This is a genomic window from Lachnotalea sp. AF33-28, from assembly GCF_003477885.1.
GTDB lineage: Bacteria > Bacillota > Clostridia > Lachnospirales > Lachnospiraceae > AF33-28.
Window position 1 is genome coordinate 24,881 of sequence record NZ_QUEE01000017.1, and the last position, 26,328, is coordinate 51,208.

General features: G+C 50.1%; 20 protein-coding genes and 1 riboswitch. Of the genes, 13 read left to right on the plus strand and 7 right to left on the minus strand.

Annotated elements, in window-relative coordinates:
• Positions 1 to 114: 114 nt before the first annotated feature.
• The 5 genes from DWZ56_RS19255 to DWZ56_RS19275 form a co-directional block, all read right to left on the minus strand.
• On the minus strand, positions 115 to 1,200 hold the full coding sequence (locus DWZ56_RS19255) for a leucine-rich repeat domain-containing protein (RefSeq protein ID WP_118558231.1): 1,086 nt from the start codon (positions 1,198 to 1,200) through the stop codon (positions 115 to 117).
• A 348-nt stretch (positions 1,201 to 1,548) separates the two neighbouring features.
• Positions 1,549 to 2,295, minus strand: a complete 747-nt coding sequence (locus DWZ56_RS19260; RefSeq protein ID WP_118558232.1) for a hypothetical protein — start codon at positions 2,293 to 2,295, stop codon at positions 1,549 to 1,551.
• A gap of 8 nt (positions 2,296 to 2,303) precedes the next feature.
• Entirely contained in the window at positions 2,304 to 2,777 is a 474-nt protein-coding gene (locus DWZ56_RS19265) for a hypothetical protein (protein WP_118558233.1), read from the minus strand.
• Positions 2,778 to 2,926: 149 nt separating this feature from the next.
• Positions 2,927 to 3,898 (minus strand): hypothetical protein, encoded by a 972-nt coding sequence (locus DWZ56_RS19270; RefSeq protein WP_147369456.1) that lies wholly within the window; start codon positions 3,896 to 3,898, stop codon positions 2,927 to 2,929.
• 130 nt (positions 3,899 to 4,028) lie between these two features.
• Entirely contained in the window at positions 4,029 to 6,938 is a 2,910-nt protein-coding gene (locus DWZ56_RS19275; protein ID WP_118558235.1) for an RNA dependent RNA polymerase, read from the minus strand.
• Between the two features lie 433 nt (positions 6,939 to 7,371).
• On the opposite strand from DWZ56_RS19275, the gene DWZ56_RS19280 reads away from it, so the two are divergent.
• Positions 7,372 to 8,325 (plus strand): phage lytic cycle repressor MrpR family protein, encoded by a 954-nt coding sequence (locus tag DWZ56_RS19280; protein ID WP_118558236.1) that lies wholly within the window; start codon positions 7,372 to 7,374, stop codon positions 8,323 to 8,325.
• 400 nt (positions 8,326 to 8,725) lie between these two features.
• Positions 8,726 to 9,004, plus strand: coding sequence for a hypothetical protein (locus DWZ56_RS19285; RefSeq protein WP_118558237.1), 279 nt, complete (start codon positions 8,726 to 8,728; stop codon positions 9,002 to 9,004).
• A 2-nt stretch (positions 9,005 to 9,006) separates the two neighbouring features.
• On the opposite strand, the gene DWZ56_RS19290 is transcribed toward DWZ56_RS19285, so the two are convergent.
• Positions 9,007 to 9,594 (minus strand): folate family ECF transporter S component, encoded by a 588-nt coding sequence (locus DWZ56_RS19290; RefSeq protein WP_118558238.1) that lies wholly within the window; start codon positions 9,592 to 9,594, stop codon positions 9,007 to 9,009.
• Positions 9,595 to 9,680: 86 nt separating this feature from the next.
• Positions 9,681 to 9,781, minus strand: a riboswitch (THF riboswitch).
• A gap of 254 nt (positions 9,782 to 10,035) precedes the next feature.
• Here DWZ56_RS19290 and DWZ56_RS19295 point away from each other — a divergent pair.
• The 11 genes from DWZ56_RS19295 (at position 10,036) to DWZ56_RS19345 (ending at position 25,350) form a co-directional block, all read left to right on the plus strand.
• Positions 10,036 to 10,878 carry a DUF5685 family protein gene (locus DWZ56_RS19295; RefSeq protein WP_118558239.1) on the plus strand — a complete coding sequence of 281 codons (843 nt, stop codon included), beginning with the start codon at positions 10,036 to 10,038 and terminating at the stop codon, positions 10,876 to 10,878.
• A 126-nt stretch (positions 10,879 to 11,004) separates the two neighbouring features.
• Positions 11,005 to 11,682, plus strand: a complete 678-nt coding sequence (locus DWZ56_RS19300) for a J domain-containing protein (RefSeq protein WP_118558309.1) — start codon at positions 11,005 to 11,007, stop codon at positions 11,680 to 11,682.
• Positions 11,683 to 11,795: 113 nt separating this feature from the next.
• Positions 11,796 to 13,484 carry a sensor histidine kinase gene (locus tag DWZ56_RS19305; protein WP_118558240.1) on the plus strand — a complete coding sequence of 563 codons (1,689 nt, stop codon included), beginning with the start codon at positions 11,796 to 11,798 and terminating at the stop codon, positions 13,482 to 13,484.
• A gap of 22 nt (positions 13,485 to 13,506) precedes the next feature.
• Entirely contained in the window at positions 13,507 to 14,760 is a 1,254-nt protein-coding gene (locus DWZ56_RS19310) for a response regulator transcription factor (protein ID WP_118558241.1), read from the plus strand.
• A gap of 136 nt (positions 14,761 to 14,896) precedes the next feature.
• Positions 14,897 to 16,540, plus strand: coding sequence for a hypothetical protein (locus tag DWZ56_RS19315; protein ID WP_118558242.1), 1,644 nt, complete (start codon positions 14,897 to 14,899; stop codon positions 16,538 to 16,540).
• A gap of 233 nt (positions 16,541 to 16,773) precedes the next feature.
• The gene (locus DWZ56_RS19320; protein ID WP_118558243.1) at positions 16,774 to 17,730 is read left to right on the plus strand and encodes an ABC transporter permease; all 957 of its coding nucleotides are present in this window, start codon (positions 16,774 to 16,776) and stop codon (positions 17,728 to 17,730) included.
• 25 nt (positions 17,731 to 17,755) lie between these two features.
• Positions 17,756 to 18,643 carry a carbohydrate ABC transporter permease gene (locus DWZ56_RS19325; RefSeq protein ID WP_118558244.1) on the plus strand — a complete coding sequence of 296 codons (888 nt, stop codon included), beginning with the start codon at positions 17,756 to 17,758 and terminating at the stop codon, positions 18,641 to 18,643.
• A gap of 136 nt (positions 18,644 to 18,779) precedes the next feature.
• Complete coding sequence (locus DWZ56_RS19330) at positions 18,780 to 21,344, plus strand: hypothetical protein (RefSeq protein ID WP_118558245.1); 2,565 nt, start codon at positions 18,780 to 18,782, stop codon at positions 21,342 to 21,344.
• Between the two features lie 75 nt (positions 21,345 to 21,419).
• Positions 21,420 to 22,469, plus strand: a complete 1,050-nt coding sequence (locus tag DWZ56_RS19335; RefSeq protein ID WP_118558246.1) for an alpha/beta hydrolase family protein — start codon at positions 21,420 to 21,422, stop codon at positions 22,467 to 22,469.
• 164 nt (positions 22,470 to 22,633) lie between these two features.
• On the plus strand, positions 22,634 to 24,034 hold the full coding sequence (gene rhaB / locus DWZ56_RS19340) for a rhamnulokinase (protein WP_118558247.1): 1,401 nt from the start codon (positions 22,634 to 22,636) through the stop codon (positions 24,032 to 24,034).
• A 62-nt stretch (positions 24,035 to 24,096) separates the two neighbouring features.
• Positions 24,097 to 25,350, plus strand: coding sequence for an L-rhamnose isomerase (locus DWZ56_RS19345; RefSeq protein WP_118558248.1), 1,254 nt, complete (start codon positions 24,097 to 24,099; stop codon positions 25,348 to 25,350).
• Between the two features lie 167 nt (positions 25,351 to 25,517).
• Here DWZ56_RS19345 and DWZ56_RS19350 read toward each other — a convergent pair.
• Positions 25,518 to 26,328, minus strand: an 811-nt coding sequence (locus tag DWZ56_RS19350; RefSeq protein WP_243095376.1) for a hypothetical protein, incomplete at its 5' end; no start/stop codon positions are given.

A 26,328-nucleotide genomic window follows, 5' to 3' on the forward strand; every position in this document is an offset into this window, starting at 1 on the left:
AAGGAATTACAGGGGGACTTTCTTCCTATTGAATAAAAGCCCGGCAATTACAAAAGCAAATTGCTGGACTCCATTTTCTAAAATGTACTTGAGCAATGCTTCCCTTCATTCCCTTTAATCCGGCAGAACATCCCCATACATCAAAACATACCCATATTCCGCATCCACCCATACATCAAAACTGCCTGTCCAGTCGAATGTATAGGAAAGCATCCACGCCAGCCTCGGCTCCACACAGTAATCAATGGAGTTGTAATAATGCCGAAAATGTGTGCTTCCCGGCGGATGGGTGCAGCAAAGACGCGCGCTGTTGAATGTATAATTTTCTTCATTAAAGTCCGGAACATATTCCTCGTCTCCGTAGAAGAAAGGCGGGTTATTCTCTGCGAAATATTCAAGCACATATTTCTGTGCCTGTACAGGGGATATGGAAGGAGAAGTCAGTTCGGCGCCGTCAAAATCAACGGTCAGCCTGTCTATATAAGGAATGAACGGTGACAGATCCGTTACAGGGTTGCCGTTTAGGTCAATGAAGCGTATCTTGGCAGGAAGTGATATGCCGGAAAGATCTGCGATGTGATTTCCAGGCAGGTCAAGGGAGATCAGATCTTTAAAGGCGCCGTCCTCTCCGGATATCGGAAATTCTTCCAGCCCGCAGTTAATGCAGTCAATAAACTCAAGCGGCAGAGATGTAAGCGACTCCCAGCCGACGGTTGTGACTCCCAGCGCATCCAGATCAGTGAGTTCCAGCTTAGACAGCGCGCTGCATGCGGCCAGCGGTTCTAAGTCCAGCACTGTGCAATCGCCGACTGTAAAGGTATAGCGGCTCCCGGCAGAGACGGATGCCATCAGTTTCCCTTCTTCTACCGCAAGCTCTAAGGCTGTGATGGCAGAAATATCGTTGATACCGGCGTGTTTGACGCCTGTGCGAAACCAGTCCGCTTCGGATGCGGAGAAGCTCTCCGTTTCACCGGATAATAGGGTTTCCGGCACGGACGGCGTTTCAGTTTCTGTTGCCGCATACGCTTCGGTCTGTGTATATTCATCCTCATCCGACGCCGAGGAGTGCGCCTCTGTCTCAACCGCAGCAGCGGATGAAACGAAACTTGCCGTGCTGTCTGCCGGATCCGCCGCAGCTTGGCGGCAGGCGGTGAACAAAAAAACTATTATAATAACAGGAATATAACCGTATTTTTTCATGTTGTTCCACCTTATTGTGAATTGCTGATATTATACTATCACATCCAAACAGTGCCTTGCAACCTAAAACAACCGATATACCTTACACCTGTTTCTGTTACTGTTCACACGCTGCCGATCAAGCAGCGTATGAGAGGGCAGGGTATGGTCCTCATAGGGATCCCTTGAAGCCCGCCGGTACTTATTGCTGTGTATTTTACAGCATTAGTACCGCTGCGCGCTTCACGGAGCGAGAGCGGGTCCCTATGAGGACCATACCCTGCCCTCTCATACGCGGGAATTTTTCGGTAACGGTGAACAGTAACTCTCACACCGGCCCGTCACTTGCGGGGACGATAAGCGGCGCTGTCATCCCATCCGCTGAAACCATCCGGAGGCGTCAAACTGCTTCTCCTTATCCCCCCAGGCTGCCACGCTCATGGACTGTATGGCCAGGATGTTGTTGCTGCAGAGCCGGTAAAAGGTATCCCAGAGCTGGTAGACGGTGATATCCCAGATATTTAGGGGATTTAGGGATTCATGCTTGGCGGCCACGGCCGATATGATGTTGCCAAGCTCCATATTCTGGTTAGAACGGGCCTTTGTCTGTTTGGCCTCCCGCCCGCGCTGCAGCTTCATAGCGATGGACAGGGCGCGTTTGCTTTTGATTTCAGAGAGATCTTCTTCTTTTTTCTGTATGTAGTTTTGCTGAAGGATCAGATCACAGACCTGGCCATAGATCTCCCGATGGATAATGCCTGTGGGAAGGGGGTCTCCGTCCGGCCCGGCAGCGCCGTTATAGGTAAAGAACATCCGGTGTTCGGGCTGGTAGACCACCTTTTCGCAGAAGAAAAAATCCAAGGCGGACTCCACCGCTTTATACATGGTTTCATCTGCGGCAATCAGATCGTAGACAGACAGATCCGGCGGCACTTCTTCTTTTTTCCCCGACATTTCATAATACATTTTAGGCGTCAGCAAAAGCAGGCTGATATAGGACTGATAGGTGCTGCAGCGGATTTTGGCGATGTCCCTAAGCAGCGGGGAGCGGATGCTCCCCACATTGGACAGGACGGCAGGTTCAAATGAAAGCAGATCAAATAGTTCAAGTTTCATAGTATCACCTACCTGTAGGAAGGAATGGAATATTCCATGATGATGCCGTAATATCCGGTATCGCTTTTGTACATGCCGGTATTTTCCAGCGTCAGACTGCCGATTCCGATTGAACGGGAAAGGGCGCTGCTGCCGCAGAGCACCTCATCCGCGGCCTTACATAGCCTGTCAATTAAGGTCCCCGCGCCTCCCGCCGGCGCTGTATCCACCAAAGAATGGTGGCAGACGGCATAGAGCATGATCCGGCAGTTTTTAGTTGTGCGGGTGGTGCCGGTGATCAGCGCTTCGATACACAGATACACCTGGGGATCCGCCGCCGCTTCATCAGGGGTAAAGGATTTCAGCAGATGACGGGAGAGCTGGACCTCTGTGGATTCCTCCCTGTTTTCATATCCGCTCCCCAGAAGCAGCAGCCGGATGGATTCTGAATCGCTTAAAGCACGGTAGATCACTTCTTTCATGCTTCCGATATCATATAACATAATTTTTCTCCTTTCTTTTGTCACCAGCCGAAGGCTGATGACCTACGCACACTTCAGTGTGCTTCCGATTTTTTTGTCACCAGCCGAAGGCTGATGAGCTGCGCACACAACAGTGTGCTTCGACCTGTTTAAGTGATGCTGTTTCATATTTAAGAGAAAACCGTCCCACACTCCAAACCCTTAAGCAGCGGGGGCTGGACGGTTATTTCAAAACCGTGACAGGAGCCGGTCGTGGAATCGGCGGGTACAAGGAGGCTATCGCCTGCCGGAACCGCCATCCCCCTGTGTTTTCTTGCCCGTATTTTCCAGCGTTCCCTCTCCATCTCTTCTGTGCAGCCGGGACAGTAGAGCTGGCGGTTTCCGGAGGCTTTAAACGGCGAGCCGCAATGTCTGCAGAGCTTCATACGGGGAAGCCGGTTATAATAGTCGTAATACCATCCTGCATTGTTAAAATGACTGATAGAAAAGGCCGGTTCAAACGTGGGTGAACATGAAACACACTCTGCGGCACGGTCCGCCTCTTCCATAAAGTCCAGGCGGAGCAGACCGTCATGCATGGGTGTAACCGCGCCGGCAGCGGCCAGATGATAGATCAGACCGCTGTGCAGATCCTGTGAGGAAGGCAGTTTGGCTTCCTGTTTTAATTCGCGGTATTCCCGTCCCCCTCCTTTGAAATACAGGCAGAGGTTTTCACCGTAATTCTTCTGGAGGGAGATCAGGCGCCTAAGCCGGGTCCGAACCAGCAGTGTAAACATCAGCTTGCGGCAGTTGTATTCCAGGGCAGCCGTCATCTGTTCCTGCGGACACAGCGGATAAGCCGTAAGGAAGTCCAGTTCCCACTGATAAATGGGAAGCTCTTTTATGTGCAGGAGAGAAGCCCCCTTTTGTCCGGCCTGGCGCAAAGCCTTATTGATGGCGGGGTAGTGGACGGCCGGCTGGTAGCCGGGCAGCCGGTCCTGGCAGAAAGCGGTCAGCTCTGCCCGCAGCTGCCTGGGTTTATAGCCGAGTTCCGTTTTCATATAAATTGCCAGGAGCCGCAGCTGCGTTGGCAGGTAATTGCTTTGAAAGCCGTTTTGATAAATATTTCTGGCGTATTCCAGCTCGTCATATTGATTATACATATACACAACATCCTTTCTAATAAAATTGCATTTTGACATATTTGAAAGAAAAAAATATGGCATACATGCCTTTTCATATTCAATTAGGAAAAATAGCCAATTGATTTAGAACGTTCCTTTTAGGATCGCACTACAGCGGTATTTCCCGGAGACTGTAGCGGTATCCGAGATACTCAATATCCCCTTCCTCATCCGGCAGAGGAAAATGAACGGCGGTGACATCGCCGTTTCTGACGATGTTTTTATAAATATATTTCCCATAAGCTGCCCACAGAAAATCTTTATTGGATGAAGGTCTTTCCTTATAGAAGTAATCAATGAGACAGTTGGTGATCACATAGGGATTGCTGCAGATCTTTTCCATACGCAGAGCAAACAGATCCGCTTTGCTGCAATAGTCCTCATACCGTTCCGGTTGAAATCCTGTGCTGTCATCCTCATATGGGCACAGCACGGTTTCAACAGTTTCCTTTTTTAAGAAAGCTTTTGTTTCAGCAGCTACGGCCTTGTAATACTGTTCGTAAGGCACTGGACTCTTGTAACGGAGAAAGATCTCCTCATCCGTCCGGATTTTCGTATGCCTGGATATCTCAAAATCCACATTTTCTATGTAATGGCAAAGCAGGTTCATCGGGCTATCACTGAAGGTCACCGGAGCATACCGGTAAACGCGGTTCAGAAATTCATCCTGTTCGGCGCTGCGCTCCGGCAGTTCTTTAAGCTGCTGCAGGGTGAAACGGTATTTTTGGCGGCAGGAGATGTCGGCCGACTCCAGGTATTCACGGCATTGTTTGTCCACATCTTTGTAGACATACCTGAAAAAGTAGGGGTAGCGGTCCAGCAGGGTTTCATTATACAGCTGTCTGCGGTTAGGATGCCTTCCGGTGAGCCGGCCTTTTTTATCCCTGCGCACGGCGTTGCGGTGGATCCAGACTTTCGGTATGCCCTTGACCTCCCGTCCGATCTTGGCTTTATCGATCTGCGCCGACTGGGCTTTACAGCACTGTTTAAGCCGCGATTTTACCAGCTGGTACTGGGCGCTGTCCCGGCCGTATTCCTGTTCCAGCAGCGGCAGCAGGGCATAGGCGTTGCTGGATTTGTTGGTGATGGAGCCGATGATGGAGCCGAAGGAAAATGTGTCCGCCCGGTACAGATCGTCCTCGGTAAATAAGATCTTCTCCGGCTTAGGCGCGTCATATACCACGGGCAGTTCATCCGGCCAGATGCCCTTTTTCATGATGGGATTGGGGGTGGTTGCCAGTATATCCATATCAAAATCAGCGCCGGCGAAATTGACCGTCTCATGCCCGTGGTAATTGAGTATGATTCCCTGGCGGCAGTAACGGTACCATTTCCCTGTAAGGTCATCATCCCGGAGCGGCAGCAGCACGTGTTCTGAAAGGTAAGTCAGGGGAGAACGCATCGCATCCACCTCCCGGACACCGCGTTCATTCCAGTAGCCGGAGTAAAATTCTCCCTCTTTAAGAAGGCCGGTGACCGGAAGCCCGCAGACATGCTGCATGTAGCCATACGGATCGGAGACCAGCACCTGAAAATTCCCCTCCACATAGATATCCCCCTTGCAGGCATTGCGGATCTTCTGACGGATCAGTTCCCGGATTTTGGTGCGGATATATTTATCATTTTTCACCGCGGGGTCCGCGATCAGGGCTTTCACCCAGTAGCGGTCGCTGCCGGATAGAAAACTGCGGATTTTTTCTTCCGTATTGTTGACTCCCAGCAGAAAGAGCAGCATGTAAGCGGCGTCATCATAGGATACGCCGCGGATCCAGCGCACAAATGGCTCAGCCAGGCCACGCACATCCTCCGGGGATAAATCCAGCGTCTGGATGAACTGGTAATTCAGCTTGAGCATATGTTTGGGCTCCTTGGGCGATGTCAGAGCAACGCCCCAGAAAAGGCGGTTGCTGCGGCAGTTTTGGATATAGGTCTCAAGGTTTTGAAAACTGTCCCACAGCTTAAACTGGGATTCCGAAAGTATGATGTCATACTCCCTAAGATCGGCTTTCACAGGGCTGCCGTCGGCATTTCGGTACACGGTGTCCACGAGATAGCTGCCGTGATTGACCTCTTCGCAGAACTCATGGATGGGAAACGTGCAGAGCATCCCTTTTATAAAGTTCTGGCGGATACAGAACTGGGAGGGCACATAGTCCAGCCCCAGCTCCTCTGCCCACCGGGCCGCCTGTCTCGGTGAGATCAGCCCCATGCCGTCTGTGCGGTTCATCGGCACATCACGCATGAACCTCTGCACCATGGTATCGTCCACCTTCGGCCCGTTTTCTATGCAGTAATTGGCCCAAAAGGAGGCTGTGTTGATGAAATCGCGTACGACGATGAATTTAGGTTCGCTCACCGTCCTGGTGGCGGAGCCTGCCAGCCCGAAATAGGCGTTGAATTTACTGGGAGAAAGTTTCTTTGTTTCATCCCTGCCGTTATTCAGCCTTTTTTTCACTTCATACGCGATGTCTGTGCAGCAGAAGACCACGGTGGAGACCCTGGCCTGCCCGGCAGAACAGCTGAAACGGCGGTAGGTACGGCCATTGATCTGAAAGCCGCTGCGGTACAGGTATTCGTAATGCTTCATATGATCCATGACGACCACCACATAATCTTCCACGAACAGCGTGCGGTCGATTTTATCCTGTATCCGTCTGGCTTCATCTGCATAAACCGTGTCGGAACAGTATTTCTGCTTCATGCGTCGGATCAGGGCACTGTCTTTTTTGACCGCGGCCAGCTTTCTGCGGATGGCCTGGGCTTTTGCATAGCCGGCGGGAGACTGCCTGAAGGTACAGCTGTCCCTGTAATGATCGCGCAGCTTATACAAAATCTCCAGTTTTTCGCGGCAGACAGTGCGTCGGCGGACGTCCCTGACGGTGCGGAGTATCTGATTATCGGCAAGGGTGATCACCTCTCCCAGCTGCCGGGATTCCTCCAGCGTATTTTCAACAGCCCAACCAAATTCTTTCAGGCGTGAGGAATGGTATTTGCGTACATATAAAAGACGGTTTTTCATGCTTCATTGCCCCTTTTCGGTAAAGTATCAATTAAATAAAATTGCATTGTGACGTTATAATAGCACTGATGTTCGATAAAGTCAATAATTAAATTGCATTTTGACATAATAAAGTTTAACTTGGATTTAAAGCCTGCTTTTGCACCTGTTTTCACATTGGACGTCTGAACTGTTATATTTCCTTATATTTCTAAATGCGTCATAATACAACTGCACATTGACAAATAAAAAAAATTATGGTACGATAAACTACATATAGGTGTGTTCATCATGCGGACATACAATGAATTGCGGACAGAGAGGCACTGAACATAAACGGAAGCCGATAGGTTTCCGGACAGAGGGGCAGAACGCGCAGGCGTATCGGTTCATGTGAGCGCACAAAAAAGCGCACGTAGGTCATCAGCATTCGGTTGATGTGAATGGAGGAAATATGTATCAGGCAGAACGGAAGTTAGCTTATTTGGAATACACCACAGAAGACAAAACAAACGCTAAGAATACATTTGCCGCCACGGAGAAGTTTGAGAGAGACGCAGGCAAGGATCTGTGCGAGATGTCGACGGAGGAGCTGGTTGGGATCCTTCTGTCCTTTAAGGCCAAGACCACGATCCGGCAGAAACGCACCATAATCACTAATTACATCAACTGGTGCAGAGCGCTGGGCTACTGTAAGGTGAACTGGCTGGATTATAAACTGTATCCGAATGAGAAGATATTCGCCGCGATTGACGAATCCCAGGAAAGATATTATCTGACGCCGGAGAAGTATGAGGAGTATTATCAGAAGATTCTGGCCGCCAATGACGGGGTATATAATGCATCCATATTTGTGGCTCTTTATGAGGGGATTGCCGGCAATTACTACATTAATCTGACGCATCTTACGACTGCCGACATCGATCCAAAGACGCGGACAGTCCGCCTCTATGAGGGCAACACCCGCACGGTCAGCGAAAGGCTGATAAAGCTGCTGCTGGAGACATCCCAGATCCGCACGCTTCAGAACAAGAGCCAGCCTTCCCATCTGACGGAATCGCTGTATCCGGACAGCGTCTGGTATTCCACCAAGGCGATGGCTCCGGAGTCCATGTGGCGCCGGTTCCGCGACCGTTTGAAGATGATGAAGGAAATCGTGGGGGACGACCGGCTGACCGCTTCCACCGTGACCAGTTCCGGGTTTTTTAATTATGTCTGTTCCTCTGCGGTAAGAGACGGGCTGGATATCAAGGCGGATCTGCTGGACACATCCACCAAGGTGGATAAACGCGTGGCCGGCAGGGTGCCTTCCGAATATAAATATAAAAAATACATCGAAGAATTCGGCTCCAATATGAGCTTTGCTTATTTTAAATATTCATTCAGTGCATTCGCAAAATATCTGTAACGGCGGTTACTGCTTCCGATTGCGGAGAATACAGCGGGTAAACAGCGGAGGACTTAATGCGGGATAAGGTATATTCGCTTAAGTTTGCCGCTGTATTTTTATCCGACAATATAGTCAAAATACAATTAAAATAAAAACAGAACAAATGTTTGAAAAATGGTTGACCTTTCCATTTGATAGTAGTAAAATATACTTAGCTCTTCGGATGGCGAACGGGATTTTTTTCATCGGTGATGAAGGAAGCTGAATGCAAAGAAAGCAGGAGAGGAGGTCATGCGGCGCATCGCTGTAAGGCGGCAGTGCGGTCCGGCAGTTTTGGACAGGCATAAACGCTTTAGGTGCCGCGGCAGGATTTACAGCACAGAATCGGGGGGAACATGGATATCATGGAGGTTATGGAATGAGAGTGATCAGCAGGGAATATTTCAGGCAAATGCTTAAATGCGGAAAACCGTGTCCGTTCTACTGTGAGGTGAATCTGGAAAATGGTGAGATAGAGGAGAAGGAAATCAGTTCGGTGGAGCATGCGCTGGCACACTCCTGCCGCATAGAGGCGGATGAGGAGCATGTAAACCGGTATTTTATGGTGGATATCCATTATCATGAGGATGCGGCCAGAGCCTCGGCGGAGCGCATGGCCAGAGTTTTTTTCTATTATCTGCATGCGCCCGCACAGTGAGGCTATTTATCCGCGGTTTTCACACCGGCGCGTGTTTCAAAACGCCGAATGGTTTTAAACAGTCCCGCATTCTCAAAGAATCTGGCCAGCGTATAGAAAAGAAGGGAGTCGATGGGCCACATGATTATATTCTTCAGGGCCCGCATGGGCAGGAGCACCATAAATGCTTTTCCGTACAGCATGGACAGCCAGAGCGTGTTCAGCAGGATGTTGCAGATTACGACAACGGTGAGTTTGGCGGCGGCGACCCGCACAAGCCGGATCGGCCGTTTGTAAAGCAGCATTCCGTACAGGATGCCGCCTAAGATGGCGTTGACGGTGAAGCCGGGGAAGAAAGCGCCGGTGGGTTTGATGATGTATTTCAGCAGATCGATGAATCCGCCGAAACATCCCCCGACCACAGGCCCGAACAGGTAATACACAAATTCATTGGAGATACTGGAAAATCCGATTTTGATGTAGTCGCCGATCTGAATGGTGAAATATCCCAGCGCTACGGAGATGGCGGCAAACATGGCAGCCACGGTGATTGTTCTGATATTCTTTACTTCACGGTAAGAATCGGCGAACAAAGTTGCTAATCTTTTCATAAAAAAATTACCTCCTTTGCAGACCTCTTACTACAATAGGAGATAATTACAGCATAGGAAAAGCCTATGCGCTTTTATCTTCGGATTGCAGCGGGATGCGAAATGTGTACCGCAAGGCTTCCGCCTTTTCGTCCGATTGACAACTCCCTGTTCAGCCGGCACTTAACGCACACAAATCTACTCTGCGAATGATATTTAATTGTTGTAAAAGAAACAGCCGGGGCGGCGCCTGCGGTGGGACGTCACGCCTCATTTATTTCTTACGACAGTGAGTATAGCACACTTTTTAGAAATTGCAACCCTTTTTTCATAGAGGCAGAGCCCGGATTTACGAAAAAAATGGAATTCTATCCGTATTTCTTAATAAATTTCTCATAAAAACTACACAAATATTTTGTATTATGATAGAATGTCGGAAGACATTGGAAAGGAGCATCCCATATGTTCGGATACGTCATCGCAAACAGACCGGAGATGAAGATCAAGGATTTCGATACATATCGCGGTTTTTACTGCGGGTTATGCAAAGAACTGAAGAAGCGCTACGGCCGTGCCGGACAGATGACCCTGTCCTATGACATGACTTTTCTGGTGCTGCTTTTAACCGGGCTGTACGAACCGGATACGCTTAAGGAATACCGGCGGTGTATGCTGCATCCCTGCAGCAAGCATCTCTGCATCCATAACGAATACACGGTTTATGCTGCGGATATGAATATAGTGTTTGGCTATTACAAGATGATGGATGACTGGCAGGACGAGCGCCGCTTAAACCGCCGGATGATGGCGGCACTGCTGAAACGCAGGTGCAGGCGGGTAACCGCCGCTTATCCGTACAAGGCTGAAAAGATTCTGGATGCCCTTAAGGGCATACGGGACTGTGAAGAGCGCGGGGAAGAGAACATGGATAAGGCGGCCGGATATTTTGGAGATATCCTGGCAGAATTATTCGTATACAGGCAGGATGAGTGGGAAGAACCGCTAAGAAAGATGGGATATTTTCTCGGCAAATTCATCTACTTAATGGATGCCTATGAAGATCTGGAAAAGGACGCGGAAAGCGGCGGATACAATCCGTTCCTCCCCTTATATGGCAGCGAAGGCTGCGAGGAAACCTGCCGGGGGATCTTGACAGCCATGATGGCGGAGAGCGCCAGGGCGTTTGAACGGCTGCCGATACTGGAATGTGCGGATGTGCTGCGCAATATTCTGTATTCCGGAGTTTGGACGCGTTATGAGATGGTGGCCGCAAAGCGACGGCAGCAGGAAGAAAAAACGCCCTAAGATATACGAAGTTCGTCGGCTGGCGGCCGGTGCCGGTACAACGGCACTCACGGCTGCACCGGGTCAGCATCCTGACGGCCGGTGACAGGAGATAAGATACAGCAGAAAGAAAGGAAAAATTCTATGATTTCGGACCCCTATAAAACCCTTGGAGTGTCCAGGGACGCTTCTGACGATGAGATTAAGAAGGCCTATCGGAAGTTAAGCCGCATGTACCATCCGGATGCCAATATCAACAATCCCAACAAAGATGCGATAGAAGAAAAATTTAAAGAGGTACAGCAGGCCTACGATCAAATCATGAAGGAGCGTCAGTACGGCACCGGCGGCCAGGACAGCTACGGTGAGTACGGAGGGTTCGGCGGATTCGGAGGTTTTGGCGGGTTCGGAGGCGCGCGGGGAGCGGGCGGCGGTCAGGGTCATGATGAGTATACGGTCCATATGCAGGCCGCCGCCAACTATATCCAGAGCGGCCATTACCAGGAAGCAGTCAACGTGCTTTCCGGCATATCGGACAGGACCGCACAGTGGTATTATTACAGCGCCATCGCTAATTCCGGCCTGGGTAATCAGGCCAATGCCCTGACGCATGCCAGACAGGCCGCTTCCATGGAGCCGGGCAATGCCCAGTATCAGAATCTGGTCCGTCAGCTGGAGTCCGGCGGACAGTGGTATGGCAGCATGGGAAGTCCCTTCGGAGGCATGCCGTCCATGAGCGGCAATTCCTACTGCACAAGGCTCTGCATTGCCTGGACAGTCTGCAGCTGCTGTTTTGGCGGGCGGGGAATGTATTTCTGTATATGATGAAGACCGGCCGGCATCTGGGGAGGATGGCAGCCAATGTGTAAACCGCGGCACAATACGGTCATAGCTTCAGCTCTGTCGAAGGATAGAGCTGTTTGTATGGGGAAAATTTCATGAAAAAACTTACCGCACTGCTTAATCCCAAATCAGTTACCTTTCGTCTCTTTCTGTGGATATTTGCCCTGTGGCTTCCGTTTTCTGTTGTAGTGATAGGAAGCCTCTGGGTGATCAGCATGAAACAGCTGGATAATACGATCCGCAATCAAAAGGAAAATATCTCCTATTTCTCAGCTATTGTCAATGATGATCTGGACCGGGTAACACGTCTGCTCTATACCCTGTGCGGAGATGCAGATGTACAGAACTTTGTGAATCAAAGGGATGACACCTTTGATTATCAGGATTATCTGGCTTATTACGATGCCTATTCCAAGCTGAAGGATTACCGTCAGACCAGCATGTACATCGATGATATCTTCATACTTCTGCCCGGCACAGAGGAGCTTCTTACGGCGAATTACAGCATCATCTCGATGGATGATACGTATCAGAGGATGATCGACAGCTATCTGGAAAGCAAAAAGTCTTTCTTTAACAACAGGGATGAGATGGTTTATCTCCTGCAGGGAGCAAACGGAATTATGTGCGGTATCACTGTTTCCGTCCGGCATATCAAAAACACACTGCGTTCATATAGCGATAACAGCTATGATTTCTATCTGGTGGATTCAGAGAGCGGTGAGATGCTGGGAGAGGGCAGCGCAAGTGAGCTGGGCAAACAGATTTTTCAGCGCATGAGCGGGAAAAGTGAGCTTCCGGAGGAGACTGAGATCGAAGGCCGGACGTATCTGCTGGAAAGAGTGCGTACACCTAACAATCATTTTGACATCATACTCTATTCAGAGAAGGATGATATTTATAGAGATGTCTATTACATCCAGCGGGTCTGGATATTTTTGACTGTGATGGCGTTGCTGCTGCCGCTTGTGATCGCCTGGCTGCTGCGGCGCATGCTCTCCAGGCCCATGAATAAGCTGGTCACGGCCATGCAGAAGGTGGAGCAGGAAGTTTACAATTATAAGCTCCCGGAGGATGAGTCGCAGGAATTTAACTATGTATTCTGCCAGTATAATTCCATGGCGGCCAAGGTGGAGAACCTGATTCAGGAAGTGTATGAGAAACAGCTCCAGGTAGAACAGGCCAAGCTTAAGCAGCTGCAGGCCCAGATCAATCCGCATTTTCTGTTCAACAGTTTTTATATGGGATACCGCATGGCCAAATCCGGCGATTCAGAGAAAGTGGCGCAGCTCTGCCTGTATCTGGGGGATTATTTCAAGGTTCTCACCTATGTGTCCAACGATTACATATCTCTGCAGGAGGAGATGAAGTTTACAGAGACCTATCTGCTGCTGAATCAGATGAGGTTTGAGGAAAAGCTTTTTTATGAGATCGATCAGGAGGAGGGCCTCAACCAGGAGATGATCCCGCCTCTGCTTCTGCAGCCGATCATCGAGAATTCCATCCGCCACGGCGTGGAGAAAACCAGCAGAGCCTGCCGGATACAGATCACGGTGGTAAAAAAGGAAGAACAGCTCGGTTTTCTGGTTGAGGATGACTGCCGTGCGATCACGCCGGAACAAATGGAAAGGCTCAAAATGACATTGGATAATCCGGTCTGCCCTAACCAAAGTTTCGGGCTATGGAATATCCAGCAGAGGCTAAAGGCGATCCATCCCCAGTCCGGCGGGCTGCAGCTGCGGATCACAGATGACGGATGTTTCCAGGTCGGTTTTTTGATATAAACGATTATGCGGGGGATATGATATGTACAGCATATTAATTGTGGATGATGAATCCATTATATTAGAAGGGCTGTCTGAGGTGATACTGGCTTCGGATCTGCCATTTAAAGAGGTGAAGACCGCCGGTTCCGCAAAGTCTGCGTTAGAGCTGTTCTCGAAAACTCCTTTTGACATCATCTTATCGGATATCAGCATGCCGGAGATGGACGGCCTTTCTATGGTAGAAGAAACGCGGAAGATATGGCCGGGTACCAGCGTAATTTTTTTGACCGGATATCAGGACTTTGAATATGCCCGCAGGGCCATTAAGCTGGGAAGCGTGGACTATCTGTTAAAGCCGATTATGGACGAACAGCTGATCAGCGTGCTTAGGGGATTGGTGGACCGGCTGGATACGGAATGGTTTAACCGCTTTCATGCCGGAGGGAACCGCTGGGAAATGGACTGCACCGGCCTGGAGCGCCTGAACAGTTATTTTTATGATCTTCTGGCCGGTGATGCATCTTTTTGCAGGCAGGACAGCTTAAGCCGGGCGGAAATCCCTTTGAATGCGGATCTGAAGGTACGCATGCTGGTGATCCGCTATGGCGGAAGAGTAGGGGAGAAGATTGAGAACAGAACTCATCTTTGGCTGATGAATATACTTCAGAAGGTAGTTTATGGTATGGGGTGGATTACCGGATTTCAGTATGAGACAAACTGTTCCGTTTTTCTGCTTCAGCCGGAGGCTAATCGAGAGATCGACACTGTGTCTCTGTTAAAGGAAGTGGAAGAGATGCAGAGTTATTTTTATGAGCAGCTGGACATGTCTATGTCCATATGCCTGACAGAATCCTTTGCATTGCCGGACTTAAAAAGTGTACTGGAACATGTGCTTTCCCACCGCGAGATCAAAAATGCTGACGGAACGCTGTTTCTCTGTCAGGTGGATGAGAATCCGGACACGCAGGAGGAGAACGGCAATTATATCGTGCAGAGAGTGGAGCGCTATATCCGGGAAAATCCGGGAGAGGATCTGTCGCTTGGAGCCCTGTCATCCAGATTCCGCATCAATCCGTCATACTTGTCGAGGATCTTTCACCAGACGCTGGGGGTGCAGCTGTCCGCATTTATCACTGAGGTGAGAATCGAAGAATCCAAGCGCCTGCTTAGGGAAACGGATGACAGGATCTATGAGATCTCACATAAAGTGGGTTTTGAGACCCCTGGCTATTTTACGAAGGTTTTTAACCGTATGGTGAAAATGTCGCCAAAGGAATACCGTACAAACATATAAGTCAAGATAGTTCCACAAAGTAAAAACCTTTCTATTTTCCCTTTTTAGCCGCTATGGTAGAATTTTGTTATCGGTAAGGAACACATACATGGCCATGGTGAATGTTCACTGAAACGAAACAAATGGAGGAAGTTCTATGAAAAAGATCAAAGCGGTAGTAGCAGTTTTACTTTGTTTTGTGATGCTGTTGTCGATGGCGGGATGCGGCACAAAGGAAAAAGACGCCGGCGGCAGCACGACCACTGTCGAGAAGCCTAAAAATGAAGAAGACAAGATGAAAGCCTATGATCCGGCTATCACCATGACCTTTAATAAATCCGAAGTGGTTACGGCTTATCCGGAAGGCATGGACGCACAGAACAACGCGCTGTATCAGATGTGGGAAGACATCATGGGAATTAAAGTGGAAAATTCCATTCTCTGTCCATCCAGCTCCATGACTGAGAAAATGCAGCTGGCTATTGGCAGCAACGAAATCCCGGATTTCGGTATTGTGGATGCAACGATGATGGCAACACTGATCAAGAATGATATGGTTGAAGATATGACCGATGTTTATAATGACTGGGCAACCGACAACTTAAAAACGGTGACCGGACAGAGTGACAACGCATTATTCGCACCGGTTACGAGAGACGGCAGATATATGGCAATTCCTGTAGCTAACACCCTTGGTGACAGCTATCCGATTATGTGGATGCGTTCTGACTGGCTGGCGGCTTTAGGCTTAGAAGAACCGAAGACCATGGATGAAGCTCTGGATATAGCGATGAAATTTGCTACCGACGATCCGGACGGAAACGGACAGAAGGATACTTACGGCCTGTATCTGGACAAGGATTTAAACGGTCTGGATCACATCATGTCGGCTTATGAAGTATATAGCAAGGACGAGTACTGGGTAAAGAAGGACGACGGCTCCTTCATGGCGGGCTGCACGGATGAAAAGGCGAAAGTGCCGCTTGCAAAGCTGGCTGAACTGTATGCGGCCGGAGCGATTGATCCGGAATTTGCAGTTAAGGATACTACAAAGGAAGAGGAACTGATCGCGGCAGGAAAGATCGGTATCTATATCGGATACTTCTTTAATCCGCTGGGCGTTATGAAAGACTGCGTTAAGAATGTGGAGGGTGCTGACTGGGTTGCTGTCAAGATGCCTCCTGCAGAAGGCGTTGCATCGTATAAACCGGGTGTTGCCCTGAACGTATACGGATACATGTATGCCAAGAAAGGCATTGAACATCCGGAAGCAGTAGTAAAAATGATGAACCAGGTATGCGACGGATTCGCAGCTCCTGATCTGGCAAAAGAGCCTACGGAATTCTATACTAAATTCAATGAGCTGGCACTGGATGATGCGATCAGAACCGCAGGACCCAATAACCTGATGCCATTTCAGATGCAGAGCAATATCAACTGGGGCGAGAAGTTTACAGCGGCTGTGGAAGCTGGGGAAGAGCATGTGGAAGGCAAGGACGCCGATTATCAGAACGTGATCAGCACCGAACTGCCGGAAGAGATGTCTTGGGCATGGAAGAAGGTATACCTGGAAGGCTATCTCGCTATTGACTTTTCCAATGTCCGTTACAGCGATTATGCCGGAGCTCCTACGGATACTGCTGTAAAGACACAGTCCCTTCTGAACAAGCAGAAACTGACAGATTATATCTCCATCATCATGGGCGACCAGCCGGTGGATTATTTTGACACATTTGTTGAGACCTTTAACAGCATCGGTGGAAGCAAAGTTGCCGAAGAGATAAAGGCTGCAGCAGAATAAGCTGGAACTGTCGCGGGGGTCTGTTGCAAAATAGCGCAAGTAGGTGTCTATTTTGCGGCAGCCCTCCGTTTTTTATTCCTCCGCACGTCCTGTGCCGGAGGATGGAAAACGACCGCGGGCGGATTCTCTTTCAACCCGAAAACCGCGCTTAGCAGCGTTTATGATCATAAAACGGTACGGTTTAGATGCACTTGTTTGTCTGAACTGTTACCACAAAACAGGTGGTGCACGAAATGAAAACAACGAAAAAAGCAACAACCGGCCTGATGCCGGTGAAAAAAACCCTGGGCAGCCGTATTGCATCTGATCTGCGCAACAACTGGCAGCTGCATCTGATGATTCTGCCCGGCATTATACTTGTTCTGATATTTAAGTATGCGCCTCTGGCCGGCATAACCATCGCTTTTAAGGATTTTTACCCTGCCAGAGGCATCTTTGGATCGGATTGGGTCGGACTGGAAAATTTCCAGTATATGTTTGATCTGCCGGATACGGCCAGAGTGCTCTGGAACACATTAAAGATAGCGGTGTTAAAGATTATTATCAATTTCCCCATACCGATTATTGTGGCAATTCTCTTAAATGAAGTGCGCTCCAATTTCTTTAAGCGCAGCGTGCAGACCATCGTATATCTGCCCTATTTCATTTCCTGGGTAATCCTGGCGGGCATCATACTCGATATCTTTTCGCTGGAGGGCATTGTAAATAAGACATTAAATGCCATGGGACTCTCATCCGTATTTTTCCTGGGTGACAACAGCAAATTTGTCGGGCTTTTGGTGGGAACCGATGTCTGGAAGAATTTCGGATACGGAACGGTCGTCTATCTGGCGGCGATCACCGGAGTGGATGAATCGCTGTTCGAAGCGGCCAGGATCGACGGTGCCAACCGTTTCAAACAGATCCTTCATGTAACAATTCCCAGCATCGCCCCGATTATCATGCTGATGATGATCCTGAATCTGGGTAATGTGCTCAACGCGGGATTCGAACAGGTATTTAACCTCTATAATCCTCTGGTGTACGAATCAGCGGATATTATCGATACCTTTGTGTACCGCATTTCCCTGGTGGAGGCCAATTACAGCCTGGGTACGGCGGTGGGCCTGCTGAAATCGGTGGTCAGTTTTATACTGATCGTATCCAGTTATGCGCTGGCCAACAAATACAGCGATTACACGATCTTTTAATCTCGAAATAAGAGGAGCACATATTATGAATAGTGGATTAAAATCGAAAGGGATAGGGCATAGAGCTTTTACGGTGATAAACACCCTGCTCATGCTGGCGCTTTCCGCGGTCTGCCTGTTTCCCGTGATACATATACTTTCAGTTTCATTGAGCGATCAGGCGGCAGTTGCCGCCAATGAGGTAAATCTGCTGCCGGTAGGCTTTACGCTGGCATCCTATAAGGTTGTGGCTAAAAGGGCTGCGTTTTGGAACGCGTTCGGCGTTTCCGTGGAACGGGTGATTCTGGGTGTGCTGATCAATACGGTGCTGACCGTGCTGATGGCTTATCCGCTGTCAAAATCGGAGATGAAGTTCAGAGCCAGAAGATACTATGTATGGATTCTGATCTTTGTCATGGTATTTGACGGAGGGCTGATCCCGAACTATATTCTGGTAAAGGATCTGGGACTGTTTGATACGATCTGGGCGCTGGTGCTTCCAGGGGCGGTTCCGATCTACAACATCATACTCTGCATGAATTTTATGAAGCAGCTGCCCGATACGATCGAGGAGGCGGCCATGGTGGACGGGGCCAGCTATTTCCAGCGCTTTATCCGCATCGTCCTGCCGCTTTCCAAGCCGGTGATCGCGACTGTTACACTGTTTAGCTTTTTAAGCCATTGGAACTCATGGTTTGACGGCAAGATCTACAACAATAAATCCGTTCACTATCCCCTGCAGACCTATCTGCAGAACCTCATATCCAACAGCGATATGACCAATGCCAGCGATGCCATCGAAAATGCGCTGTCCAATGTGAAGACGCTGCAGGCCGCGCAGCTGTTTCTGACACTGCTTCCGATCCTTCTGATCTATCCGTTTTTACAGAAGTATTTTACAAAGGGACTGACGATTGGGGCGGTAAAGGGTTGACTGTGGGAGCGGCGGAAAGAAAATAACACTGGACGTTGCCCTGGCAGAAGGGTAATATTAGAGTATAGCCGCGCTGCCTGATTTAACGGGCGGTGCGGTGGGCTTTATTTGGACTTGAGTGAAGGAGAACGAGTGTATGGAGAGAAGACTGAAGGAATTGCTGGAGGGCGGGGGAGATAATTATATACTTCCTTTTTTCTGGCAGCATGGGGAAGATGAGACTCTGCTTAGAGAAGGCATGAGGAAAATCCGGGAATCCGAAATCCGCGCGGTGTGTGTGGAATCCAGACCCCATCCGGATTTCGTCGGCGAGAGCTGGTGGCGGGATATGGATGTGATCATGGATGAGGCCGACCGGCTGGATATGCGCGTATGGGTGTTGGACGATGCCCATTTCCCCAGCGGGTATGCCAACGGAAAGGTGGAGGAAAATTCACCCTATGCTAAGACTTTTCTGGACTATTATCATATCGACGCGTTTGGACCGGCCTCCCGCAGCAGCTTTTTAATTAAGGTGGAAGCCGGAGAGACGCTGGAAGCGGTGACTGCAGGAATCAGGGATCCTAAGGATCCGGAAAAGCTTTCTGAAGTGAGGGAGCTGACCGGCCTGGTGCGGGATGGGATTCTTTATTGGGATGTGCCGGAGGGAGACTGGGGGCTGACCGTGTTTAAGACGACCAGGAAGGCCAAGGTGCGCCCCGGCTATATCAATATCATTGACAGAGATGCGGTGCGCTTTTTTATCGATACGGTTTATGAGCCTCATTATGCCCATTATAAGGAACAGTTTGGCAGGCGGTTTGCGGGATTTTTCTCGGATGAGCCGGAGATCGGCAATGTGGTGGCACATCACCTGATCGGACATTCGGATGCACCTCTTCCCTGGTGCGAAGAGCTGGAAAGCCGGCTGAAAGAATTATGGGGCCCGGCTTACGGGGAGAATCTGACGGCTCTTTTCTGTAAGATGGACGGAATCTCGCCGAGGGCCAGGGTGGAGTTTATGGATGAGGTGACTCGTCTGTATGACGTGAATTTCTGCGGACAGATCGGACAGTGGTGCCGTGACCGCGGGGTGGAATACATCGGCCATGTGATCGAGGATAACGGCTGTCACGCCATGATGGGGCTGGGAACCGGACACTTTTTCAGGGCCCTGTGGGGACAGGATATGTCCGGCATCGACGTGGTGCTCCAGCAGATCCGTCCCGGATATGAGGACAGAAAGTTCCACCACATCGGCGGGAAGGGACTTTATGACGGCCGTTTCTTCCAGTTCGGTCTGGCAAAGATGGGCGCAAGCCTTGGCCATCTGGATGAGAAAAAACACGGCAGGACGATGTGCGAGATGTACGGAGCCTACGGCTGGTCCGAAGGCTTAAAATTGATGAAATGGCTGACCGATCACATGCTGGTGCGCGGCGTCAATCATTTTGTTCCACACGCATTTACGATGAAAGATTTTCCCGATCCGGACTGCCCGCCCCATTTTTATGCCAGGGGAAATAACCCGCAGTATCCGTATTTCAGATATCTGATGCAGTATATGAACCGGGTGAGCCATCTGATAAACGGCGGCATCCATGTGCCCTGTGTGGGACTGTTTTACAATGCCTGCGCGGAGTGGGCAGGTGAGTACGAGCCGTTTGAAGAGGCGGGCATGATTTTATCGAGGGAGCAGATCGACTATGAAGTGCTGCCGGAGGATGTGCTGAAGGAGTGCCGGTGTGAGAACGGCAGGCTGATCGCCGGCAGAGAGCCGTTAAACGCGCTGATCTTTCCGTACTGTGAATATCTCCCTCAATATCTGCTGGACTGGTGTACGGATGCATCGGCGAAGGGACTGGAGATCATATTCCTTGAAAAATCGCCAAAGGTGCTGGAAACAGGAGAAACCTTCGACTGCGCGGGCTCCATTGTGCTCTCTAAGGAGATCCTCGCGCCGTATCTTAGAAAGACCGGAGCCGCCGAGCTCATGTGCGCGCCGAAAGCGCCCGATCTTCGCTATTACCATTACCGGCAGCAGGACGGGGAGTTCTATCTCTTCTTTAATGAGTCCGCGAACCGCGCGGTGGAGACGGAAGTCTGGCTGCCCTTGTCCGGCAGGAACTGCTGCCGCTATGACGCATTTGACAACTGTCTGTATGTGGCGGAGCATGAGGATAACCGCTTGAAGCTGCGCTTAAGCCCGTACGAAGCGTACATACTCTATGTGGGTGATGTTGACGAAGGATGCGTTCCTGCAGCAGAAGGCTGGGAAGAGAAGGCTGCATTTGAGCCCCAGAGCCCCTGGACTGTGACGCTTAAGGACTATCGGAAGGACAGAAGCGACGAGACGCTGCGCCTGGAGAAACTGGAGGATATGACCGCCCCGGATAGAAAGCCGGAATTCTCCGGCGTGATGGAATACGAGACCGTATTTGATCTGCCCGAAGGTCTGAATGCAGAGGTGCAGAAAGTGAAGTTGGATTTCGGAGAAGTCTATGAGACCATGGAAGTCTGGCTCAACGGAGAGGATCTGGGTGTGCGTATAGCGCCTCCGTACTGTGTAACAGGCGGGACGGTGCTGAAAGAAAAGGGCAATGTGCTGAAGGTGCGGGTGGTCAATACCCTGGTGCACAATCAGAGGGATCCTCTCTCCATGACGATGCCGGTGGAGCCTTCAGGGCTGCTTGGGCCTGTTAAGGTCAGTCTGCTCGACTAAGAAAGTAAAAAGCAGAAGCACACTGAAGTGTGCGTAGGTCATCAACCTGCGGTTGGTGACAGAGGAGGATAAATCATGTATTATACAAGCTTGGAAGCGATGGCCAGAAAATATGAGCGCACCGAGAGGCAGTATGCGTTTCATCCTGTAGATCAGGCGGCTCATGAGGCGTGGCGGAAAGAGGCAGCCGCCCGTTTGAAGGAGATTTCCGGAATTGATCAGTGTGAGGCAGCGGATCTGCGGCCTGTGAAGCACTCCGAAGTGCCTATGGACGGGTTTGTGAAAGAGTACTGGACCATACAGACCGAACCGGATATCTATATGCCGTTTTATCTGTTAAGGCCGGGCAGCCCCAACGGGGCCGCTGTGATCGTTCCTCACGGACACGGCTCCGGCAAAGAGGGTACCGTGAGCGATTTTGATAATCCGGGCGTAGCCGCGATGAGACAGTGGTTTGACAAGGGGTGCTTCGCCCATGACCTGGCAAGAGCCGGCTATACGGTGGCCTGCCCCGATGAACGGGGATCCGGCGAACGCAGGGAAGCAGGGCAGCAGGGGGATTCCCCTGAAGCGTGGACTTCCAACTCCCACAGAGAGCTTCTGCAGGTGGCGATCGGTTTCGGACAGTCCGTCATCGGCCTGGCAGTATGGGATCTGATGCGCCTGGTGGATTTTCTGGCAGAACAGCCGGATATTGATGAAACCCGCATCGGCTGCGCCGGCATGTCCGGCGGCGGGCAGCAGACGCTGTGGCTTGCGGCTGTCGATGAGAGGATAAGCGCTGCCGTGACCAGCGGATATTTCTATGGAATGAAAGAGTCCCTGGTGGTTCTGGCAGCCAACTGCCCCTGCAATTTTGTGCCCAATATGTGGCGCACCATGGACATGGGAGATATGGGTGCCATGATCGCTCCCCGCCCGCTGTTTATCGAAAGCGGGGAGAAAGACGGCTTAAACGGCCCTTCCGGCCTTTTAAATGTCTATCCGCAGGTGGAAACGGCCAGAAGCGCTTTCCGGCTGTACGGCGCGCAGGACCGACTGCAGCATTCTATACATCCGGGCGGACATCAGTGGGTCGGCGCAGGGGTGATCGAGTTTTTTGATAAATGGCTGCTGAGGAAATAGCATTTGGGGCAGCAATTCGCGGTTGATTAATGGACTGCAAATAAGGACACTATTTCAATCAAATAGCGTCCTTATTTTTCATTTGCAATTCCATTATAATACAAATAAATGGACAACCGCGGACAGACCGGTTCGGGCTGTCCCATACGAATGGAGGTATGAAAATGAGCCAGTACTATTTGGCAGTGGACATCGGCGCATCCAGCGGCCGTCATATCCTTGGCTCCATAGAGGATGGCAGGATCACATTGGAAGAGGTTTACCGTTTTGAAAACGGCCTGGTAAAAAAGGACGGCGAGCTCTGCTGGGAACTGGACCGCCTGTTTCAGGAGATCCTAAACGGTATGAAGAAGTGTAAAGAGCTTGGTAAGATACCGGTGAGCATGGGCATTGACACCTGGGGTGTGGACTATGTTCTGCTGGATGAAAATGAGCAGGTTCTTGGAAACACCGTGGGTTACCGCGACAGAAGAACCACGGGGATGGACGAAAAGGTGTATGAGATCATCTCCCCGGAGGATCTGTATGCCAGAACAGGAATTCAGAAACAGATATTTAACACGATCTATCAGCTCATGGCGGTGAAGGAGAATCATCCCGAATATATGAAGGCCGCCAAAGACTTCATCATGGTGCCTGATTATTTCCACTATCTGCTGACAGGCAATAAAGTTAATGAATACACCAACGCCACCACGGCACAGCTGGTAAACCCTGTGACCAAAGACTGGGATTATGAGCTGATTGAAATGCTGGGATATAACAAAGAAATGTTCAGACCCCTTTCCATGCCGGGCACTGTGGTCGGCAGCCTGAAAGAAGAAATCGCAAATGAGGTTGGTTTCCAGCTTCAGGTAGTGCTTCCGGCCACACATGATACAGGATCGGCGGTGCTGTCCGTACCGGCCAATGACGACGATTTCATGTACATCAGCTCCGGCACATGGTCACTGATGGGCCTGGAAAGAAAAGAAGCTGACTGCTCCATGGCGAGCATGAAGGCAAATCTGACCAATGAGGGCGGCTATGACTACCGTTTCCGCTATCTGAAAAATATCATGGGCCTCTGGATGATTCAGTCCGTGCGCCATGAATTAAACGATGCATATTCCTTTGCACAGCTCTGTGAGATGGCGGAGAAGGAGAATGACTTCCCCTCCCGCGTAGATGTCAATGACGACTGTTTCCTGTCTCCCGACAATATGACCGAGGAGATCAAAGATTACTGCCGCAGAACCGGCCAGAAGGTGCCTGAAACTATCGGTCAGCTGGCTACGGTGATCTATCAGAGCCTTGCCGACAGCTACGGCGAAACGGTTAAGGAGATGGAGGCGCTGTCCGGCAGGACATACTCCAGGATACATATCGTGGGCGGCGGCTGCAACGCGGACTATTTAAACCGCCTGACGGCCAAAGCGACCGGCAAGAGCGTGCACGCAGGCCCTACGGAAGCGACAGCCATCGGAAATCTGGTGGCACAGATGTTAAAAGACGACGTATTCGCATCTGTGGAAGAGGCCAGGGACACGATTTACCATTCCTTCAATATTAAGGAATATAACTAGAGGACACAGGAGTCCGTTAAACGGACCGCTGATAGATTTAATACAATATGGAGGTGTCAAAAATGACAATCAAAGAAAGATACGAAGAAGCAAAAGCCCGCTATGCGGCAATCGGCGTTGATACCGACGCTGCTCTGGAAACACTGAAAAATGTACCCATTTCCATGCACTGCTGGCAGGGCGATGATGTTGGCGGATTTGACCAGAAGGGTGCGTTATCCGGCGGTATTCAGGCAACCGGCAACTATCCGGGCAAGGCAAGAACACCGGAAGAACTGATGGCGGATATCGATGAAGCGTTAAAGCTGATCCCCGGAAAGCACAAAATCAACCTGCATGCCAGCTATGCTATATTTGAAGACGGCGAATGGGCCGACAGAGACGCTTTAGAGCCGAAGCACTTTAAGAAATGGGTGGAATTTGCGAAAGAGAGAGGTCTGGGACTGGATTTCAACCCTACATACTTCTCCCATCCGAAGTCAGAGCCCTTCACACTGTCCAGCCCTGACGAAGAAATCCGTACGTTCTGGATCAACCATGGCAAGGCCTGCCTGCGCATCGCTGAGTATTTTGCAACCGAACTGGGACAGCCCTGTCTGGTAAATATCTGGATTCCGGACGGATTAAAGGATGTTCCGGCTGACAGAATGGCCCCCAGAGCCCGTCTGAAAGATTCTCTGGACCAGATCCTTTCCATCGATTACGATAAGGAAAAAGTTCTGGTAGCGGTAGAATCCAAGGTATTCGGCATCGGTATGGAGAGCTACACCGTAGGTTCCCATGAGTTTTATATGAATTACGCAGCGAAGAATGATATTCTGTGCCTGATGGATAACGGACATTATCATCCTACCGAGGTGGTTTCCGACAAGATTTCTTCCATGCTGTTATTCTACGATAAACTGGCGCTGCATGTAACCAGGCCGGTTCGCTGGGACAGCGATCATGTAGTCCTGTTTGACGATGAGACCAAGGAAATCGCCAAAGAAGTGGTAAGAAACAATGCTCTTGACAGGGTGATGCTTGCTACCGATTTCTTTGACGCCGGCATTAACCGCATCTCTGCATGGGTAGTCGGCATGCGCAGCCTGCAGAAAGCTCTGCTGTATGCGCTGGTATCCCCCAATGCAAAGCTTAGAGAGCTGCAGGAAAGCGGCCAGATGAGCGAGCTGATGATGATGCAGGAAGAATTAAAACTGTATCCTTACGGCGATGTATGGAATTATTTCTGCGAATTAAACGGCGTTCCCGCAAAGGAAGACTGGTTTGCAGAAGTAAAGAGATACGAGAAAGAAGTTCTTTCCAACAGAGCTTAATTATATCAGGTTCCTGGATGTGTTTGGAAGCTGCCTTCCGTAAGATATGCGTCACACTTTACGAAAATGAAGTTTCAAACACGCTCTGAAACGGTAAGAAAAATGAATGCGGCCCCGATGCTGTGAACGATTCACAGCATCGGGGCCGCATTTATGTACGCGCAGATTTATTTTTCAGTCGGAATCCATGTATCCACATACTTTTCAGATGCTTCTTTGGACAGTGAAAACCTAACGCTTACTTTTTCGGTAATATCCGGCCTTGAAAGACCAAGCTCTGCGCAGGTCACTATTAATGCTTGGATACCCTGTTCCTTCCCCAGTTCCAGACCTTGCCTTAAGCCCTCCTGCCTGCTCTCTTCCTTCTCACAGGCGATATGAAACTGTTCATCGTATTCTGTAAGGACCACTTCATTCACCTCCGCTCTGTGTGCGATCAGAAATTCCGCGAGAATCCCCTTTTCAATACAGCTGTTCACTGCGCCGTCCGCCGCATCTTCCAGACGTGCGCCCTCATCCAGCCTCTTTCGCACCTCGTCCACAAACTGCGCATATTCCTTCAGCTTCTGACAGTGCTCCATCAGCTCCTGGTTGTGCCCTATGTTGATATTGAGCATCGTGGCTTTAAACTCCAGGCAAGGTACTAAATCCGGGTATTTCTTTGAATAGGCATCCGAGATCTTAAGCTCCGTCCGGTCCGGCTCCTCCTTAAGCCCGTTATAGAACACATAATACTGTGGCAGCGGAAGGCGGATCAGGCTGTTTCCGTAGACATTCAGTCTGTATTTGTCAATATACCTGCGGTATTCATCGGCCATATAAAATACGCCTCGCAGGGGCATATTGGGATTTTGAGTGCTCTGATGTTCGTACAGATTTAAAATATCGTCAATCAGAAACGCGGCATCGTTTTTGGTGCCCATATAGATCACATCGTCCAATGTGACGATTTCAACCTCGTCCGGATCCGTGAAGGAA